Source organism: Halostagnicola larsenii XH-48, assembly GCF_000517625.1.
GTDB lineage: Archaea > Halobacteriota > Halobacteria > Halobacteriales > Natrialbaceae > Halostagnicola > Halostagnicola larsenii.
Map to the genome: position 1 here is coordinate 144291 of NZ_CP007055.1, position 17300 is coordinate 161590.

A 17300-nucleotide genomic window follows, 5' to 3' on the forward strand; every position below is an offset into this window, starting at 1 on the left:
ATGACAGGAGAGAACGCTGACGGCGGGAACGCCGATGGAACCAGCGAGGGTGTCGTCCGCCGGGACCGGTTCAGCGGCGGGCCCGCACGGAGCTTTCTCTCCTCGCTCGAGGCGGACGCGCGCATCTTCGAGGCGGACCTCGAGGTCGACCGCGCACACGTCGTGATGCTCGCCGAGTGCGAAATCGTCGAGTCGGACGTTGCCGGGAAGATCCTCACGGCGCTCGACGCGATCGAAGTCGAAGGCCACGAGAATCTGCCCGACGGCGAGGACGTACACGAGGCGATCGAAACTGCCGTCATCGAACAGATCGGTCCCGACGGCGGGAAGATGCACACCGCCCGCTCGCGCAACGACGAGGTGGCGACCTGCATCCGCTATCGCCTCCGCGAGGATGTCCTCTCGGCGATCGAGACGACGCTCGCGCTCCGCGAGGCGTTACTCGAGGTCGCCGACGAACACGCCGAAACCACCATGCCCGGCTACACGCACCTCCAGCCGGCCCAGCCGATCACGGTGGGCCACTGGGCGTTGTCCTACGAGAACGCCGTCCGTCGCGATACGGCGCGATTGTTAGACGCGTACGGTCGAATCAACCAGTCGCCCCTCGGCGGGGCGGCCTTCGCCGGGACGACGTTCGATATCGACCGCGAGCGGACGGCCGACCTGCTCGGCTTCGACTCCGTCCTCGAGAATTCGATGGACGCCTCCTCGAGCCGGGATTTCCTGCTCGAGACGACCCAGGCGCTCTCGACGCTCGCGACGACGCTGTCGGGACTCGCCGAGGACGTGATAATCTTCGCGAACCGCGGGTTCGTCGACCTCTCGGACGACTACTCCTCGACGTCGTCGATCATGCCCCAGAAGAAAAACCCCGACACGCTCGAACTCGTTCGCGCGGTCGCCGGCGACGCGGCCGGCGAAGTACAGGGGTTGACGACGACGTTGAAAGGACTCCCGCGCGCGTACAACCGCGATTTACAGCGCGCCACGCCCCACGCCTGGGAGGCGGTCGACGCCGTTCGCGAAGCGACGGAAGTCGCGGCCGGGGCGGTCTCGACGGCCGACTGGAACGAAGCCGAACTCGCCGATGAAGCGGGTGCCGGCTTCTCGACCGCGACCGGCGTCGCGGATCTGCTGGCGGAAAACGGGTTGCCGTTCCGGACCGCCCACGAGGTGGTCGCACGCGCGGCCGAAGTGGACACCGACGACGAGTTCGAGGCGATCGAGGCCGCGGCCGCCGAGGTTCTCGGCGAACCGCTCGAGAGCTACGTCGATCCGGCCGCGGTCGAAGCGGCGCTCGATCCGGCCGAGAGCGTCGCCAGTCGCGACTCGCAGGGTGGACCCGCCCCGTCGGCCGTCCGAGACCAGCTCGAGTCCGGTCGGCAGGCGCTCAAGGTCGACCGCACGGACCGCGACGCGCTCGAGGACCGACTCTCGAGTGCACACGCGTCGCTCCGCCAGGAGGTGGGTGAGTATGTGTGACGCGATTTCGACACGCACCGCGGCCGGTCGGGTCCCAACCGGGCTCACGACCCCGTTACCCCGGCGGCCCCCGCGGGGCCAACATACACCTAAACTCTGATATATCGGCACAAATATTCCTGAAAAACATACGTAGACTCCGTTAGTGCGGCGTGCAGTATTGTAATTGTGCTGTTAGGTTCGACAGGTTTAAGGGTAATCACCTCCCAGTTGGGAGTACAATGACCGAATGCGTCGAGTGTGGGGCGGACGTCGCCCTTCACGACGATCTGGAAGTTGGAGAGATCGTTGACTGTACGACCTGTGGAGCAGAGCTAGAAGTCGTCGACACCGCGCCGCCAGTCCTCGAACGGGCCCCCGAGCTCGAAGAGGACTGGGGTGAGTAACCTTGCAAGTAGGACTCCTCTACTCACGAATCCGCAAGGACGAGAAGCTGCTCCTCTCGGAGCTTCGCGACCGCGACCACGAGGTCGAAAAGATCGACGTCCGCAAGCAGACGTTCGACATCTCGGGAGCGCCCGACTCGTTCGCCGGTCTCGACATCGTGATCGATCGCTGTCTCGCGACGAGCCGAAGCCTGTACGCGACGAAGTTCTTCGAGGCATACGACATCCCGATCATCAACTCGAACGAAACGGCCGATATCTGCGCCGACAAGGTCAAAAACAGCCTCGCGCTCGAGGCCGCGGGCGTGCCGACGCCCGAGACGACCGTCGCGTTCACCAAAGACAGCGCGCTCGAGGCCATCGAGGAGTTCGGCTACCCCTGCGTCCTCAAGCCGGTCGTCGGTTCGTGGGGTCGCCTGATGGCCAAGATCGACTCTCGAGACGCCGCGGAAGCGATCCTCGAGCACAAGGCGACGCTCGGCCACTACGAGCACAAGGTGTTCTACGTTCAGGAGTTCGTCGAGAAGCCGGGTCGCGATATTCGCGTGCTGGCTATCGACGGCGAGCCGGTCGCCGCGATGGCTCGCTCTTCGGACCACTGGCTCACGAACGCCGCCAAAGGGGCCGAGACCGACGTTTTCGAACTCGACGAGGAAGCGAAAACCCTCGTTCAGGACGCGAGTGACGCCGTCGGCGGTGGGCTGCTCGGCGTCGACCTCATGGAGACCGGTGACAGTTACACCGTCCACGAGGTCAACCACACCGTCGAGTTCAAGGCGCTCGATTCGGCCGTCGAAACCGACGTCGCCGGAACCGTCGTCGACTGGATCGAACGGAAAGCCGTCGAGGCGTCCGACGCCGAACTCGAGGTGAGCGCCTGATGGGGGTCAACTCGCTGGACGATGTCGGCACGGACGCCGAAACGGTTACCGCCAGCATCATCGGCGGGAGCGGCTTCACGGGCGGGGAACTCCTGCGTCTGCTCGCGAGCCACCCCTCCATCGAACTCGTCGAGGTGACCAGCCGGTCGAAAGCCGGCAAGAGCGTCGGCTCGGTCCACCCGCCGCTTCGCGGGACGGACCTGCGCTTTACCGAACCTGCCGATCTCGAGAGCGTCGACGTGCTTTTCGCGGCGACGCCACACGGCGTGTCGATGGGGCAGATCGACGAATTTTTCGACGTTGCAGACACCGTCGTCGACCTCTCGGCGGACTTTCGACTCGAGCGCGAGGCCCAGTACGACGAGTGGTACGACGGCCACGACGCGCCGGAGTACCTCGAGAAATCCGAATACGCGCTTCCCGAGATCAACCGCGAGAACCTCGAGGGTGCGGACCTGATCGCTGGTGGCGGCTGTAACGCCACGGCGACGATCCTCGGGCTGTACCCGCTGTTCGAACACGATATCCTCGACGGCGACGAACAGATCGTCGTCGACGTCAAGGTCGGCTCCTCGGAAGGCGGGGCCGGCGGCGGCGAGGCTTCGAGCCACCCCGAGCGCTCGGGCGTCGTCCGCCCGTACGCGCCGACGGGCCACCGACACGAGGCCGAAATCGAGCAGTTCCTCGGCACCTCGGTCTCCTTTACCTGCCACGCCGTGGATATGATCCGCGGCGCGAGCGCGACCAGTCACGTCTTCCCCTCGGGACCGGTCTCGAAGGGCGACCTCTGGCAGGCCTACCGCGGCGAGTACGAGGACGAGCCGTTCGTCCGGATGGCCGCCGGCGGCTCGGGCGTCTATCGCTACCCCGAACCGAAGGCCATTGCAGGAACGAACATGGCCGAAGTCGGCTTCGAACTCGATCCGTCGAACAAGCGGGTCGTGGTCTTTTCGGCCATCGACAACATGATGAAGGGGTCGGCCGGACAGGCCGTCCACGCGGCGAACATCGCGCTCGGTCTCGAGGAGACCGCCGGACTCGAGTTTACGGGACTACACCCCGTGGGGGCACCGTAGATGGTAACCGTCGTCAAAATCGGCGGCGCACGCGCCGTCGACCCCGAGGGTGCGCTCGCTGACGTCGCCTCGCTCGTCGAGGACGGCGAGGATGTCGTCCTCACCCACGGCGGTTCGACCGCCGTCGACGAGACGCTCGAGGAACTCGGCGAGGAGCCGACCTACGTCGAAACGCCCGGCGGCGTCGTCGGCCGATTCACCGACGAACGGACGATGGACGTCTTCAAGATGGTGATGCCGGGGAAGCTCAACACGGACCTCGTCGAGGCCCTCCAGAACGAGGGCGTCGACGCAGTTGGGCTCACCGGCACCGACGGAAAGCTGCTCTCGGGCAAGCGAAAATCCGCAGTTAGGGTCAAAGAGGACGGCAAGAAGAAGATCAAACGCGGCGACCACTCGGGAACGATCGAGTCGGTCAACGCGGACCTGCTCGAGACGCTGCTCTCGAGTTCGTACACGCCCGTCGTCTCCGTTCCGGTACTCGGGAGGGAGAAAGACGGCGGCTACACCGCCGTCAACGCCGACGCGGACCGCGCGGCTGCCGCGGTCGCGGGCGCGCTCGAGGCGGATCTCGTCCTCCTGACAGACGTGTCGGGGATCTACGAGGATCCCGACGACGAGTCGACCAAGATCGACGGGGCCTCGACGCCCGCGGAGTTCGAGACCGTCAAAGACGCCGCGGAAGGATTCATGACGAAGAAGGTGATGGCGGCCGAGGAGTCCCTCGAGGGCGGAGCCGCCTCGGTCGTCGTCGCGGACGCGAACGCGGACGACCCGATCACGAGCGCACTCCATGGCGACGGGACGACCCTGCTGCCCGATGTGCTCGAGGATGACGAGAACGCGAAAACGGAGGCCACAGAATGAGCGACCACGATTTCGTTTCCGGCGGCAAGCCGATCGGCATCGAGCGCGGCGAGGGACCGTACCTCTACACGGCCGACGAGACGGCGTACATCGACGCGGGTGCAAGCTTCGCCTGCACGCCGCTCGGGCACAGTCACCCGGCGGTTGTCGACGCAGTCTGCGAACAAGTCGAAAACCTGATATTCATCGACTCCTCCTATCCCGTTCAGTCGCGCGAGGACGCCTACGCTTCGTTCGTCGCGTCGACGCCCGACGGACTGGATCAGGCCTGGTTCTGTAACTCCGGGACCGAGGCAAATGAAGCTGCGCTAAAATTCGCCCGCTCGGCGACCGGCGAGTCGAAGATCGTCGCCGCGACCCGCTCGTTCCACGGCCGGACGATGGGAGCGCTCGCGGCCACCTGGAAGGACAAGTACAAGAAACCCTACGAACCGCTTGCAGGTGACGTGGAGTTCGTTCCGTACGGCGACAGCGAGGAACTCGCGGCCGCCGTCGACGACGAGACTGCGGCGGTCATCTTGGAGCCGATCCAGGGCGAGGGCGGGATCAACGTTCCGCCGGCGGGCTACCTCGAGACGGCACGCGAGGTCACCGACGACGCCGGCGCGGCGCTCGTCTTCGACGAGGTTCAGACCGGCATGGGTCGGACGGGTTCGATGTGGGCCTGTCAGAACGCGGGCGTCACACCAGACATCCTGACGACGGCCAAGGGGCTTGGCAACGGCCTGCCCGTCGGCGCGGTCGCGGTCCGCGACTGGATCGCTGACGGCGCGGCTTCCCACAACGCAACCTTCAGCGGCGGTCCCGTCGTCACCGCGGCGGTCCACGCGACCATCTCGACGCTGGTCGAGGAGGAGTGGCCCGCTCACGCCGCCGAGATGGGCGAGTATCTCACGGCGGAACTCGAGGCCGCCCTCGGCGACGAGGTGCGGGAGGTCCGCGGCGAGGGGCTGCTCATCGGTATCGAGTTGAAACGCGGCGCAAACCGGGCCGCACGGGACCTAGCAATGAACCACCAAATCCTGGCGCTCCCGGCGGGTCGGACCGTTCTGCGCCTGCTGCCGCCGCTGGTGATCGACGAGGCCGACGCGGATCAGCTCGTGGGCGCGCTGGCCGAAGTCGTCGTCTCCGAGTCCTAACGTAACTATGACTGCGAGCAAACCCGAACCGACCGATGTCTCGCCCGAGAACGCACGGAACCTGTTGATCGATCTCGTCTCGATTTCCTCCCCCAGCGGCGAGGAACGCAAGGCGGCCGAACGCCTCGTCGAGTTCTTCACGGCGAACGGCCGCGAGGCCTGGATCGACGAGGTCGGCAACGTTCGCGCGCCGGCCGACGACGCGGTTTTGCTGACCTCCCACGTCGACACCGTTCCCGGCGAGATTCCGGTCGAGGTTCGCCCAGCCGACGCGGACGACCTCGAGTCCGAGGTCGCCAGCGAGGAGGGTGAAGACGTCCTCTGGGGGCGGGGCAGCGTCGACGCCACCGGTCCGCTCGCAGCGATGGCCGTCGCCGCCGTACGAACGGGCGTCTCCTTCGTCGGCGTCGTCGGCGAGGAGACCAACTCCCGCGGCGCGCGTCACCTGGCCGTCGACCGCGAGGAACCCGACGCCGTCGTCAACGGCGAACCCAGCGGCGCGACCGGGATCACCCTCGGCTATCGCGGTTTTCTCGCGGGGACCTACGTTGCGACCAGCGAGTCCGGCCACACCTCCCGGCCGGAACCGAACGCGATTCAACACGCGATCGACTGGTGGACGGCCGTCGAGGACGCCTTCGCGGACGACGAGTACCATCCCGTTTTCGAACGCGTGACGGCCAAACCCGTCGACGTCGACGGCGGTTCGAGCGAGGACGGCCTGTCGGTCGAGACGACCCTGGACGTGCAATTGCGCATCCCGCCGACGCTCACCGCCGAAGCGGTTCGCGAGACCGCCGAAGCCGAACTCGAGATCGGCACCGTCTCCTGGGCGGAGCCGATCCCGCCGGTCATGGAGAGCCCGCGGACCGAAGTCGCGCGGGCGTTTCGCGCGGCGATCCGCGAGCAGGACGCCGATCCACGGTTGCTCCGAAAGACCGGAACCAGCGATATGAACATCTACGCCGGCAGTTGGGACTGTCCGATGGCGACCTACGGCCCCGGAAACTCGGATCTCGATCACGCGCCGAACGAACGCCTTTCGCTGTCCGAGTTCGATCGTTCCATTTCCGTCCTCGAGTCCGTCGCAGCAGACCTTCGCGGTGATACCCAATGACGACACGACACTTACTCGATATCGATGATCTCTCCGCTTCGGAACTCGAGACGATCCTCGAGCGCGCGGAGCGATACAAACGAGCACAGCACCAGGGCGAGAGTCACGAAGACCTTCCGGGCCAGACGCTCGGAATGATCTTTCAGAAGCCGAGTACGCGTACGCGCGTCTCTTTCGAAACGGGGATGACCCAACTCGGCGGACACGCCGTGTTCCTCGGCGCGGACGACATTCAACTCGGCCGAGGCGAACCGCTCAAAGACACCGCGAGAACGCTTTCGCGGTACGTCGACGCGGTCATGGCTCGAGTCTTCAAACACGAGAACATCGAAGTCCTCGCGGAGTACTCGTCGGTGCCGATCGTCAACGGACTCACCGACGACGCCCACCCCTGCCAGACGCTCGCCGATCTGCTGACGATCCGCGAACAACAAGGCGGCTCGTCGAGCGACGCGTTCGACGGTGTGTCGGCGGCCTGGGTCGGCGACGGTAACAACGTCGCCCAGTCGTTCGCGATCGGTGCCGCGCTCGCGGGAATCGACCTGACCGTCGCTACACCCGCCGGCTACGGGATCGACGACGAAGTCGTCGACCGAGTGGCCGATCTGGGTGGCCACCTCACGACCACGACCGACCCCGTCGAAGCTGTCGCTGATACCGACGTCGTCTACACCGACGTCTGGATCAGCATGGGACAGGAGGACGAACGCGACGTTCGCATGGACAACTTCGAGGGCTTTCAGGTCAACGCGGACTTACTCGAGCACGCGCCAAACGCGTCGGTGATGCACTGTTTGCCCGCCCACCGCGGCGAGGAAATCTCCGACGGCGTGATCGAGGGCGACCGCTCGATCGTCTTCGATCAGGCGGAGAACCGATTGCACGCACAGAAGGCGTTGCTGAGTTGGCTCCTCGAGTAGCCGCGTCGTCCGATCGGAGCGCGTCACCGAGCGGCCAAACCCACTCACTTTTTGCCCGTCCCGCTCCTCTCGCCGATAATGAGTCTGAGTCTTGCCGCGGAACAGCCGGCACCGCCCGTAGACGCCGAAGACGGTGCCTGGCTCGAGTGCATCGAGTGTGGCGAAACGTTCGCGCCGTTCGCGGACATTCGCTACACCTGCGACGAGTGCGACGGATTGCTCGAGGTTCGCTACGTTGACCTCCCCTCCCTCGATGATTTCGAGGGGCGGGGCGTCTGGCGATACGCCGACGCGCTCCCGCTCGACTCGGGCGTGACGACCCAGGAGGGTGCCACACCGCTGTACGAGGTGCCGCGCCTCGAGAACGACGTCGGGGTCGAGGCCCTGCGAATCAAACACGAGGGAATGAACCCGACCGGCTCGTTCAAGGATCGGGGCATGACCGTCGGCGTCGCCGTCGCGAAGGAACTCGGCGTCGACCGACTCGCCTGCGCCTCGACCGGAAACACGAGCGCGGCGCTCGCGGCCTACGGCTCGCGCGGTGGGATGGAGACACTCGTTCTCCTCCCCGCCGGGAAAGTCGCGGCCGGAAAGATCGCCCAGGCGAGCCTCCACGGCGCGCGGATCCTCGAAGTCGACGGGAACTTCGACTCCTGTCTCGACATCGTTCAGGAACTGGCCGCCCGCGGCGAAGCCTACCTCCTGAACTCGCTGAACCCGTTTCGACTCGAGGGTCAGAAGACGATCGGCCTCGAGATTCTCGAGGCCTTCCGCGACGATTACGGCGCGTTCCCGGATCGAATCGTCCTTCCGGTCGGAAACGCCGGCAACACCTCGGCGCTGTACAAGGCGTTCAGGGAACTGGTGCAGGTCGGGGACCTGCCCCTCGAGGACGTACCAAAGCTCACCGGCGTTCAGGCGGCGGGTGCTGCGCCGATGGTCGAGGCGATCGAGAACGACGCCGACGAGGTTCGCCGCTGGGACGACGTCGAAACGCGAGCGACGGCGATTCGAATCGGAAACCCGGTCAACGCACCGAAGGCGCTGCCCGGGATCAGAGAGACCGACGGCACCGCCGTCGCCGTCTCCGACGAAGAAATCACGGACGCACAGCGGGATCTCGCCGAGGAAGGTATCGGCGTCGAACCCGCCTCCGCGGCTTCGATCGCGGGGCTTCGAAAACTTCGCGCGGACGGCGTCGTTACCGACGACGAACGCGTCGCCTGTCTCACGACTGGACACCTGCTCAAAGACCCCGACGCGGCAGCCGCCGCCGGGAGCGATCCGCAACCGGTTCCGAACGATACCGAGGGCGTTCTCGAGCACCTTCACGAGTAACGCTACGACGAGCATCCGAATCACTCGATCCGTTCACTTTTCCCGGGTCGTCTTTCATCCGCATGCGTTCTGTCTGACGCGTCTGACGGCCGACTGACTGAACCTTTTGCGGCCAGAAAACCTATATGGATTCCATGTCCGTCGAGCACCGACCCACCAAGACCCCCCGAGCGTGCGTACAGCGAACCGCTCCCAACAGCGCCGATAGCGAAACTGGACAAACTATCGAACACGACACTCGAACTCGAGAACCGCTTCCGTCCAGGATCGAACGAACCCGTCTCCGAGTTCGGGTCGCCGCACTCGAACGAGAACTCGAGGCCAGGGAGACTGAGCGACAGAACCTTATCGATCAGTACGAGCTCGTCCTCCAGCAACGAGACTCCGAGTCGGAGGAATCGACGGCGGACGAACGCGGGCTACTATGGCGTCTTCATCGTCTTCTGGACTAATTTCCTTATTCCCTCGCTTACGTGTGGGCCTTTCTCCGTTGCTCTTTGCCCTCGATTTGGGCACGTTTTCGTCCCCTTGCTCGAATAATATGTTGGCCACCACTATGTTGGAACTCCAACCAATTAGTATATTTTAAATACTATTGGTATTAGTATATTATCACGAGAGGAAATAGCGAATGGACGACGGCAATACGAACCCGATATGTATAGAATGCGATGGACAGCTCCGAACCGACGGCACTGAGACGGTCTGTGAAGAGTGCGGTCTCGTTTCCGAGGAGAACGCGATCGATCACGGTCCCGAATGGCGCTCGTTCGAGGACGACAACAGCGACCGACGTCGAACCGGCGCACCGTTGACTCGCTCCCGTCACGATAGAGGACTTTCCACTGAAATCGGATACGGATCCGGATCCGGATCGCGGTTAACGGGACGGAAACGCCGCCAGCTCGCTCGGATGCGCAGGGAACACAATCGGGCCCGGATCTCCACGAAGGCAGAGCGAAATCAGGTGTACGGATTCACTAGGATCAAACGGTTAATCACCGAGCTATCGCTCCCGGACGCCGCTCGAGAACAGGCCTGTGCGCTCTTCAAATCCGCTCAGTCCGAAGACCTTCTCCGCGGTCGATCGCTTGAGGGTTTCGCGGCCGCCGCGGTGTATGCGGTCTGTCGAACGCTGTCGATGGCCCGAACGCTCTCCGAAATCGTCGCCATCTCTCGAGCCGACGAATCCGAACTCAAAGCGGCGTACGACGCTCTCAACCGAGAACTCGGTCTTTCGACGGGACCGATCGATCCGACGCAGTACCTCCCTCGATACGCATCGAAACTCGACCTCGATACAACCATCGAACAATGTGCTCGAGAGCACGTCGAAACCCTCCTCGAGAACTGTGCGATCGGTGGTCGAAATCCAAGTGGCGTTGCAGCAGCGTGTCTGTACGTCGCGGCGAACGATTGTCCAGATTGTGAGGGAATTACGCAGGCATCCGCTGGTGCTGTCGCCGACGTCAACCCGGTCACGATCAGATCAACGATTCATCAACTCGAGGAGTGTTACTGACGGTGCGGACGTTGAGCCCGTTCCTGTGGAGCGAGCGTTTGGCTAGCCGTCGTTCACTTCGGCTCACAACGTGAGACTGTTTCTGCGAGCCGCTGAATGCGCTCGGTCGCTATAGACCCGGAATCCGTTTCTCGGACGGGTAACCCGTTCGCTCGTGCTTCGTGGACCACTTGTGCACTCGGGACGACGGTTACGGGTGCACCGAGTGCGCGTTCGATTGCACGCTTCCGGTCGACACCGACGGTCGCTCGATTCAGGACGACCGCTCCGATCGGTGCCTCCACCTCGAGCGCGAGTCGTTTCGTTCTGAGCGCGTCGGTGATCGCTTCGTCCGTATCGGTCGTGACGAGCACGACCAGATCCGAGACGTGTAGCTGCACGCCGACGTCGCTCGCGAGCCCCGCAGGACAGTCGATAACCACGCGTCCGAACTCCCGCTCGACGGTGTCGATGATGTCCTCGAACCGTCCCAGATCTGCTGCTCGAGCGCCGGCTAACGACCGCCCACAGGGGAGCACTCGGGTACCCTCGATAGTCCGTACTGCTTCGATCGGATCCGCTCGTCCTGTAAGGACATCGTGAAGGTCCGGCCCCCGTCCGTGCGGGATATCCGCCATCGCGAGGTCGCCGTCGACGACGACTGCATCGAGTTCCGCGCCGAGGTTCAACGCCATCGTCGACTTTCCGACGCCGCCTTTGCCACCGCTTACGGCCACGATCACAGTCCTGTCCCGGTTCGCTTTGATGGCGTCCATCGCTCGAGTCTCGAGCGAACCGTTCGAGCGTCGATATCCGCTCGGCCATCGTCCCGTCTCGCATCGATTATTCTGATCGGATCGTCCGTCGCCGTCGCCGGGCTCGCAAACCCGATCCCGCGCCGACTGTCGGGTTCGAGACGCCCTCGCCAGCGTGAACCGTCCCACTCCGGGACGACGACGCCGTTTCGTCGCGGCGGCCAGACCGGCGTGAGTGTACTCTCGAGGCGAACGTACTGTGGCGTCGTCCGATCGTTCGTTACGGTGGCGCTGACGAACGTCACGTCGTCGCGCCGCTCGGTACTCGTCGAGATGTCGACCATGCCGCTATTGGTCCCGTTACCGCACTTAAACTCGCGGCCCGATTTTGTTCATCTCCAGAATACGCTTCGTTCGCCCGCTACCGCCTGCGTACCTGGTCGTATGACCCGTCTTCGGACTATGTCGTCCGGAGATTGTCCGTACTCGGCTCGTAGACCTCGCCTTTTTGCTTGAGTTTGTCGATCTCGTGTTCGGCTTTCGACTGGTCCATCCCGATCTCGTCGGCCCGCTCGAGGACGATATCCATCGGCGCGCCGTCGTCGTACTCCGCTTCGATGTCGGTGATTAGCTGTTTGATGTTCTTGATCCGGTCGCGCTGGGACTTCGTGGTCCCAGCCTCGACGATATCCGCGTCGAACTCGCCTGTTTCGGGGTCGACGCCGATATCCTGCAGCGTCGAGCGCACGATTTCGACGACCCGTTCGGCGTCACCGGCCTCGACCGTATCCGAGAGTCGAATTCGCGCGCTCGCTTCGGCGAGGCGAACCAGCGCCTCGAGCTTTCGCGCGGTGACGGGAATGGGCGCGTCTTCGTCGGTCCCCTTCAGTCGGAGGTCAACGTAGAAATCGCGGATCGTTTCCCGTGCCGCTTCGGTCATCCGCGGATGGCAGTTCTGCTTTGCGTACGCGATGTACTTGCGCAGGAGTTCCGCGTCGATCTCGGGATCGACCTGCTCGGTCATCTCTTCGATCTCGTCGGTGGTCACATCGAGGGAGGTCATCTCCTCCTGTTGGGTCGTCAACTCCCCGGCGTAGTTCGTCGTCAAAATGTGCTCTGCGAGGTTTCGGTCTTTCTCCTCGTCGGGATTGTCTGTGACCGTAAAGATCAGATCGAACCGCGAGATGAGCGCCGGCTCGAGGTCAATCTGTTCGGCGATCGGCTCGTACTGGTCGAAGCGCCCGTACTTCGGGTTTGCCGCGCCAAGCAGCGAGCACCGCGATTTGAGCGTCGCGTTGATCCCCGCCTTCGAGACCGAAATCTGCTGCTGCTCGAGGGCTTCGTGCATGGCACTGCGGTCCTCCGAACGCATTTTATCTAGCTCGTCAACTGCCGCGATTCCCTGATCGGCGAGAACCAGTGCGCCGGCCTCGAGCGTCCACTGCTGTCCGTCACCGAAATCGTCGCGAACGGCTGCGGCAGTCAGACCCGCCGAGGACGAACCCTTTCCGGAGGTATAGACGGAGCGTGGTGCAATATTTCTGATATACCCGAGCATCTGAGATTTACCGGTTCCGGGATCTCCTATCAGCAGCATATGCAGGTCGCCGCGAATCCTCGAGCCGTCGGGTAACTGCTTGGTGACGCCCGAAAAGAGCTGGAGCATCATCGCGAGTTTCTCCTGATCGTAGCCGTAGATCGACGGCGCGATCGAGGCGACCATCTTCTCGTAGATGTCGTCTTCGGTGGAGAGACGGACGATTTCCTTTTTGTCCTCCTCGGTGATGTCCATGTCCTCGAACTGCTCTTCGTCGATATCGACGGAGATCCCTTCCATGTAGAAATCGAAGATGGGAGATTTCTCCTGCTGGTTGCCCTGTTGCTCGAGGCGGAGGACGCCGACGGCGGAAACGTGGTCGCCAGGGGTCACTTCTCCCGTGATGTCGTCTTCGACGTGGATGTCGAGCGCCTGAGGCGTCTCGCCGCCGCGTAACCCCTCTGGACTTTCTTGAACCCTGAGCTTTTGGGCGTCGACGAACTCCGACTGGTCGAAGTTCACCTGAAACGGTCCCTGCCGTTCACAGCCCTGGCACTCGTGGGGTTCCTGAAAATCGCCGGTCGACTGTGGGATTCGGTTGAGGGTCCCACAGAGCTGACACTCGAAGGCCGCCTCTTCGATCTTCGGGCGGACGTCGGTCGCCTTGCGAACGATTCCCCGAACCTGCACGAGTTTGTTCATGTTCTGGGCGCGGATGTCCCGAATATCGGGGGACTCGGTGTCGGGTAGGTTTCGAATGCGGACGTGGGCCTGCCCGAGGCTGACGTCGATGGGGAGATCGTACAGCCGAAGCGCTTCCTCGGCGTAGCGCTGGAGTTGTTCGGGCTGATTGAGATAGTCGTCCGCCAGGTCGGGATCGTATCGGTAGAGATCTTGCCAGTCGATAAACAGCGAGCGCTGCTCGTTTGGATACTGCTGGGCAAGCTGTTTCACCTCGTTGTCGCAGTAGTTCCGGAAGAACTGCTCGAATGCGTCGACGAGTTCGGAGTTTCCCGCTTGCGCCATTGACCTGTTGTTGGGTCGCCATCGCGTATAAATGGTTGCAAACCACGGTGAAACTGATCCTCTGTGAACTCGGTCTACCGGTGACTGTGCTATCCTCTCGGTTGGTGTGCCTCTCGATCCAATCTCGTTTGGTCGTGACGACGGCCGACTCAGTTTTGCCGGTATCGATGCGCTCTCACATGGTGGTCACGGCGGGCCGTTTAACGGTCCTATAGTACCCACAGACGTTCTATTCTACCGGCTCGTCGTCTCACTGAAACCGTTTTAACAACCTGATAGGCGAACGACCGGTTGCGATGAACGTAATGAACGTACGGAACTACTATGTGACATTTCGGCTGTGGTTGATATGGAGATGGTAGAATGCTAGAGCTATTGTCAGACTTTCGGAACATAATCTTCCCCGTATTCTTCGTCGGGTTCTTCGTCGGGACGCTCGTCCTGCTCGCGCTTTCGGATCGAGAACTCGCGAGGAAGGCCTGGGTTGGGGGATTTATTCTCGTCCTCGTTGCGGTAACCGTGCTCGGATCGACGCTCATACCCGTCGTCGAGATGCACAAATTCTCACAGCCCAGCGAGGAACAAAACACGGCCTACGAGTTCGTTGTCGTCGATGAAGACGGAAACGAACTGTTCTATGACTACCGTGCGACGCCCCCGACGACCGACAGCCGCTCGTCGACGGTCGCCTGGCGCATGGTCGACGACTACTCCGATCAAGAGCGGATGGAAACCGCGGAGTTCTATCTCTCCAATGCCAAGGAGTACCGATCTGACATCGAATCCGGAGCGTATCCACCGCCGACGGACCTAATCGATCCGCCGCGGTACGTCGACGACGAGCAGTGGACCGCTTCGACCCTCGAGGAGTACAAGGAGTTCGAGTCCATTCGAATCTACGAACGAACGCTAACAGTAAACGAGGATAATACGGAACTCGAATCGCACGACGAACGACTACTACTTACGGTCGACGTGGACGACCAGTCGATCACTGAACACGAACACTCATGAGCGCGTTCATCAACTACTTTGCCGACGATTCTCGCTCGTCACCGATCAACCTCGCCGTCGCTCGCGTCGTGCTGGGGACATACCTCCTCTGGCGCGTCGTCTTTCTCGACTGGGGGTTCTACCAGGAGTGGCCTCGAGCCCTCAATATCGGCATCGACTTCCTTCATCGAGACGTGCTCCTAGCGTTGTTGCCCTACCAGCGATGGCTCGTCGCCGGATTGCTCGTGTCCTTTATCGTTGGGTACAAGATCAAGTGGTCGGGCGGACTCGCGAGTCTCCTCTTGTTGGAGATGCTGTCGGTCAAGGCGACGGTTTACCTGTCGGGAACCGTCGAGTCGCTGTTCGTCTGTTCGTATTTCGTCCTCCTCTTCGCGTTCTTCCACGACGATGATGCGATGTCGGCGGACGCCGTACTCCGGACGAAAGAGAAATCGCTCGACCAACTGAACAGGTTCCTCAAGGAGGGGTCGAACCAGTCCTACCGAATGCGGCCGTTCAAGTGGGCGCTCGTCATCGTCGGCCTCATGTATCTCGGCGCCGCGTGGGGGAAGTTACTCAACGGGTCGTTTGATATCTATCTCTCCGGCGCTCAGTTGCAGCGCGATATCCTCTACAGCCAAGTCGCGACCGGCGTGACCCGACCGATTGGCGAGTTCGTCGTTCAACACGAGGTTCTGGCCTGGCTCGGATTCGTCGGGACCGCGTTGGTCCAGTCGCTGTTTATCGTCGCAGTCGTTCTGGGCGTGACGGTAACGCCGTTCGTCATCGGCTTGATCGGCTTTCACGTCGCAGTGATACTCACCCTGGGACTGTACTTCATCGACATGATCGTCGTTCTCTCGCTGTTTGGCGCGTGGGACGTCGTCTACCGGAAACTCGCCGCGGATCAAACGAACGCGGTCCAACTGGTCTACGACGAACGCTGTTACTTCTGTGCGCGGAGCCTCTATCTCTTCAAACACCTCGACATCAACGATTCGGTCCAGTTTTACACCCAGTCGGACGCCCCGTCCGAACTGGTCGACCGCGACGAGGTCGACCTCGAGAAGGAGATGTACCTCTTTCGCGATGGGGAGGCCCACGGCGGCTACGACGCGTTCCGTCACCTGTTCAAGCAGTTCCGGATCTTTCTCCCGATCACGCTGTTGATGGCCTTCCCGCCGGTCAGGCTGGTCGGCGAACGAATCTACGAATACATCGCCGACAATCGGAATCGTCACTTCGTCTGTAGCTACGAGCCGGACGAAACGTCCTGATCCGTAGCTGCTCCTGTCAGCGGCTCATCTGGTGTTCCTCAAGAATTATCGACTTCTGCACTCGCGACTCACGAGGTTGTTCGTCACGAGAAGTGGGCCAACTCGGATTCGATAGTTGCGGCTCGCGGAGTTGCTCGCCGCAAAATATGGGCCAACTCGGATTTGAACCGAGAACCTCCACCTTATCAGAGTGGCGCTCGACCTAATTGAGCTATTGGCCCGCTTCGCATCAGTGAGTTGCGGGCAGGTACGTTTAAGCGTTTCTTTCTCTTATACCCGTGCGAACCGCTACCGAGCGTTGGGGTCGCTGCCCGTCTCGTCGTCTCGAGACTCCTCGTCGCCGAACTCGATGGTGTACTCGTCGTCTCCCGTATCGGATTCGACGGTATAGGAATCGTCGTCGAGATTGTAGGTTCCGTCACTGGATTCGCTCGAGCCCGCCGTCGTGTTCGTTCCCGTCGGTCCGGGGCCCTGACCGCCCATGTCTTCGCCGTTCGGGAACCCGAACGTGTAGACGCCGCCGCTGATGAATCCACCAGTCTTCTTGTCCGCGTAGGGAACGATCACGAACCGCTTGAGCGCCGCTCGGATCGGGATTCTGGTGATCGGAACGACGAGCAGGAAGCCGATCAGATCGGTGACCAGCCCCGGCGTGAGCAGGAAGGCTCCGGCGGCGATCAACAGGCCGCCGTCGAGCAGTTCGTTCGTCGGTGGCTCTCCGTTCGCGAGCGAGCGTTGCATCTTCCCGAGCGTTCGCCGGCCTTCGGCGCGAACGAGCAACAGGCCGATCAGTCCAGTCAGAACGACAAGCAACACCATCGCGACCCAGCCGAACTCGGTACGGCTGAAGACCAGCGCGAGGAGTACCGCGTCCAGAAACGGGATGAGCAACAGTGCGGAGAGCCACCGGAGCATACCGCCCTCTAGGCCGCGGAGGGTCAAAACCCTTTACTCTCAGTTCTCGAGGCGTGCCGGCGTCGAATTCCGAATCGTACTCGAACG

Annotated in this window: 16 protein-coding genes and 1 tRNA gene; 12 read left to right on the top strand and 5 right to left on the bottom strand. The window is 62.6% G+C overall.

Features of this window, described 5'->3' with window-relative positions; genetic code table 11:
• From argH to HALLA_RS00780, 10 genes are all read left to right on the top strand, one after another.
• Positions 1–1485: an argininosuccinate lyase gene (argH, locus tag HALLA_RS00730; protein ID WP_049951597.1), complete on the top strand. Its 1485-nt coding sequence runs from the start codon at positions 1–3 to the stop codon at positions 1483–1485.
• A gap of 221 nt (positions 1486–1706) precedes the next feature.
• A complete protein-coding gene (lysW, locus tag HALLA_RS00735; protein ID WP_049951598.1) occupies positions 1707–1871 on the top strand; it encodes a lysine biosynthesis protein LysW in 165 nt (54 codons plus the stop codon).
• Positions 1872–1873: 2 nt separating this feature from the next.
• Positions 1874–2752 (top strand): lysine biosynthesis protein LysX, encoded by an 879-nt coding sequence (lysX, locus tag HALLA_RS00740; RefSeq protein WP_049951599.1) that lies wholly within the window; start codon positions 1874–1876, stop codon positions 2750–2752.
• Positions 2752–3828 carry an N-acetyl-gamma-glutamyl-phosphate reductase gene (gene argC / locus HALLA_RS00745; protein ID WP_049951600.1) on the top strand — a complete coding sequence of 359 codons (1077 nt, stop codon included), beginning with the start codon at positions 2752–2754 and terminating at the stop codon, positions 3826–3828. Before lysX ends, argC begins: the two co-directional genes overlap by 1 nt.
• A complete protein-coding gene (locus HALLA_RS00750; protein WP_049951601.1) occupies positions 3829–4695 on the top strand; it encodes an acetylglutamate/acetylaminoadipate kinase in 867 nt (288 codons plus the stop codon). It abuts the gene before it with no gap.
• Positions 4692–5834: an aspartate aminotransferase family protein gene (locus tag HALLA_RS00755; protein ID WP_049951602.1), complete on the top strand. Its 1143-nt coding sequence runs from the start codon at positions 4692–4694 to the stop codon at positions 5832–5834. The genes HALLA_RS00750 and HALLA_RS00755 overlap by 4 nt, the downstream gene beginning before the upstream one ends.
• Before the next feature lie 7 nt (positions 5835–5841).
• The gene (locus HALLA_RS00760) at positions 5842–6951 is read left to right on the top strand and encodes a [LysW]-lysine hydrolase (RefSeq protein ID WP_049951603.1); all 1110 of its coding nucleotides are present in this window, start codon (positions 5842–5844) and stop codon (positions 6949–6951) included.
• On the top strand, positions 6948–7871 hold the full coding sequence (gene argF, locus HALLA_RS00765) for an ornithine carbamoyltransferase (protein WP_049951604.1): 924 nt from the start codon (positions 6948–6950) through the stop codon (positions 7869–7871). Before HALLA_RS00760 ends, argF begins: the two co-directional genes overlap by 4 nt.
• Positions 7872–7949: 78 nt before the next feature.
• Entirely contained in the window at positions 7950–9209 is a 1260-nt protein-coding gene (thrC, locus tag HALLA_RS00770) for a threonine synthase (protein WP_049951605.1), read from the top strand.
• A gap of 631 nt (positions 9210–9840) precedes the next feature.
• On the top strand, positions 9841–10731 hold the full coding sequence (locus tag HALLA_RS00780; RefSeq protein WP_049951606.1) for a transcription initiation factor IIB: 891 nt from the start codon (positions 9841–9843) through the stop codon (positions 10729–10731).
• Positions 10732–10784: 53 nt separating this feature from the next.
• Here the strand turns inward: HALLA_RS00780 and HALLA_RS00785 are convergent, their stop codons facing one another.
• The 3 genes from HALLA_RS00785 to HALLA_RS00795 form a co-directional block, all read right to left on the bottom strand.
• Positions 10785–11453, bottom strand: a complete 669-nt coding sequence (locus HALLA_RS00785) for a MinD/ParA family ATP-binding protein (protein ID WP_049953957.1) — start codon at positions 11451–11453, stop codon at positions 10785–10787.
• Positions 11450–11809 carry a DUF7857 domain-containing protein gene (locus HALLA_RS00790; RefSeq protein ID WP_049951607.1) on the bottom strand — a complete coding sequence of 120 codons (360 nt, stop codon included), beginning with the start codon at positions 11807–11809 and terminating at the stop codon, positions 11450–11452. Before HALLA_RS00790 ends, HALLA_RS00785 begins: the two co-directional genes overlap by 4 nt.
• Before the next feature lie 116 nt (positions 11810–11925).
• Positions 11926–14028, bottom strand: a complete 2103-nt coding sequence (locus tag HALLA_RS00795; protein ID WP_049951608.1) for a minichromosome maintenance protein MCM — start codon at positions 14026–14028, stop codon at positions 11926–11928.
• Between the two features lie 363 nt (positions 14029–14391).
• Here HALLA_RS00795 and HALLA_RS00800 point away from each other — a divergent pair, with 363 nt between their 5' ends.
• On the top strand, positions 14392–15042 hold the full coding sequence (locus HALLA_RS00800; protein WP_049951609.1) for a hypothetical protein: 651 nt from the start codon (positions 14392–14394) through the stop codon (positions 15040–15042).
• Positions 15039–16298 carry a thiol-disulfide oxidoreductase DCC family protein gene (locus HALLA_RS00805; RefSeq protein WP_049951610.1) on the top strand — a complete coding sequence of 420 codons (1260 nt, stop codon included), beginning with the start codon at positions 15039–15041 and terminating at the stop codon, positions 16296–16298. Before HALLA_RS00800 ends, HALLA_RS00805 begins: the two co-directional genes overlap by 4 nt.
• 147 nt (positions 16299–16445) lie before the next feature.
• Here HALLA_RS00805 and HALLA_RS00810 read toward each other — a convergent pair.
• Both HALLA_RS00810 and HALLA_RS00815 read right to left on the bottom strand, forming a co-directional pair.
• A tRNA-Ile gene (locus HALLA_RS00810) sits at positions 16446–16519 on the bottom strand.
• 67 nt (positions 16520–16586) lie between these two features.
• Positions 16587–17213 (bottom strand): FxsA family protein, encoded by a 627-nt coding sequence (locus HALLA_RS00815; RefSeq protein ID WP_049951611.1) that lies wholly within the window; start codon positions 17211–17213, stop codon positions 16587–16589.
• Positions 17214–17300: the final 87 nt, after the last annotated feature.

Excerpts from the sequence above, each read along its gene's own strand:
- argH (WP_049951597.1), top strand. The coding sequence starts at position 1 with ATGACAGGAGAGAACGCTGACGGCGGGAACGCCGATGGAACCAGCGAG.
- lysW (WP_049951598.1), top strand. The coding sequence starts at position 1,707 with ATGACCGAATGCGTCGAGTGTGGGGCGGACGTCGCCCTTCACGACGAT.
- argC (WP_049951600.1), top strand. The coding sequence starts at position 2,752 with ATGGGGGTCAACTCGCTGGACGATGTCGGCACGGACGCCGAAACGGTT.
- HALLA_RS00750 (WP_049951601.1), top strand. The coding sequence starts at position 3,829 with ATGGTAACCGTCGTCAAAATCGGCGGCGCACGCGCCGTCGACCCCGAG.
- HALLA_RS00755 (WP_049951602.1), top strand. The coding sequence starts at position 4,692 with ATGAGCGACCACGATTTCGTTTCCGGCGGCAAGCCGATCGGCATCGAG.
- HALLA_RS00760 (WP_049951603.1), top strand. The coding sequence starts at position 5,842 with ATGACTGCGAGCAAACCCGAACCGACCGATGTCTCGCCCGAGAACGCA.
- argF (WP_049951604.1), top strand. The coding sequence starts at position 6,948 with ATGACGACACGACACTTACTCGATATCGATGATCTCTCCGCTTCGGAA.
- thrC (WP_049951605.1), top strand. The coding sequence starts at position 7,950 with ATGAGTCTGAGTCTTGCCGCGGAACAGCCGGCACCGCCCGTAGACGCC.
- HALLA_RS00780 (WP_049951606.1), top strand. The coding sequence starts at position 9,841 with ATGGACGACGGCAATACGAACCCGATATGTATAGAATGCGATGGACAG.
- HALLA_RS00790 (WP_049951607.1), bottom strand. The coding sequence starts at position 11,809 with ATGGTCGACATCTCGACGAGTACCGAGCGGCGCGACGACGTGACGTTC.
- HALLA_RS00795 (WP_049951608.1), bottom strand. The coding sequence starts at position 14,028 with ATGGCGCAAGCGGGAAACTCCGAACTCGTCGACGCATTCGAGCAGTTC.
- HALLA_RS00800 (WP_049951609.1), top strand. The coding sequence starts at position 14,392 with ATGCTAGAGCTATTGTCAGACTTTCGGAACATAATCTTCCCCGTATTC.
- HALLA_RS00805 (WP_049951610.1), top strand. The coding sequence starts at position 15,039 with ATGAGCGCGTTCATCAACTACTTTGCCGACGATTCTCGCTCGTCACCG.
- HALLA_RS00815 (WP_049951611.1), bottom strand. The coding sequence starts at position 17,213 with ATGCTCCGGTGGCTCTCCGCACTGTTGCTCATCCCGTTTCTGGACGCG.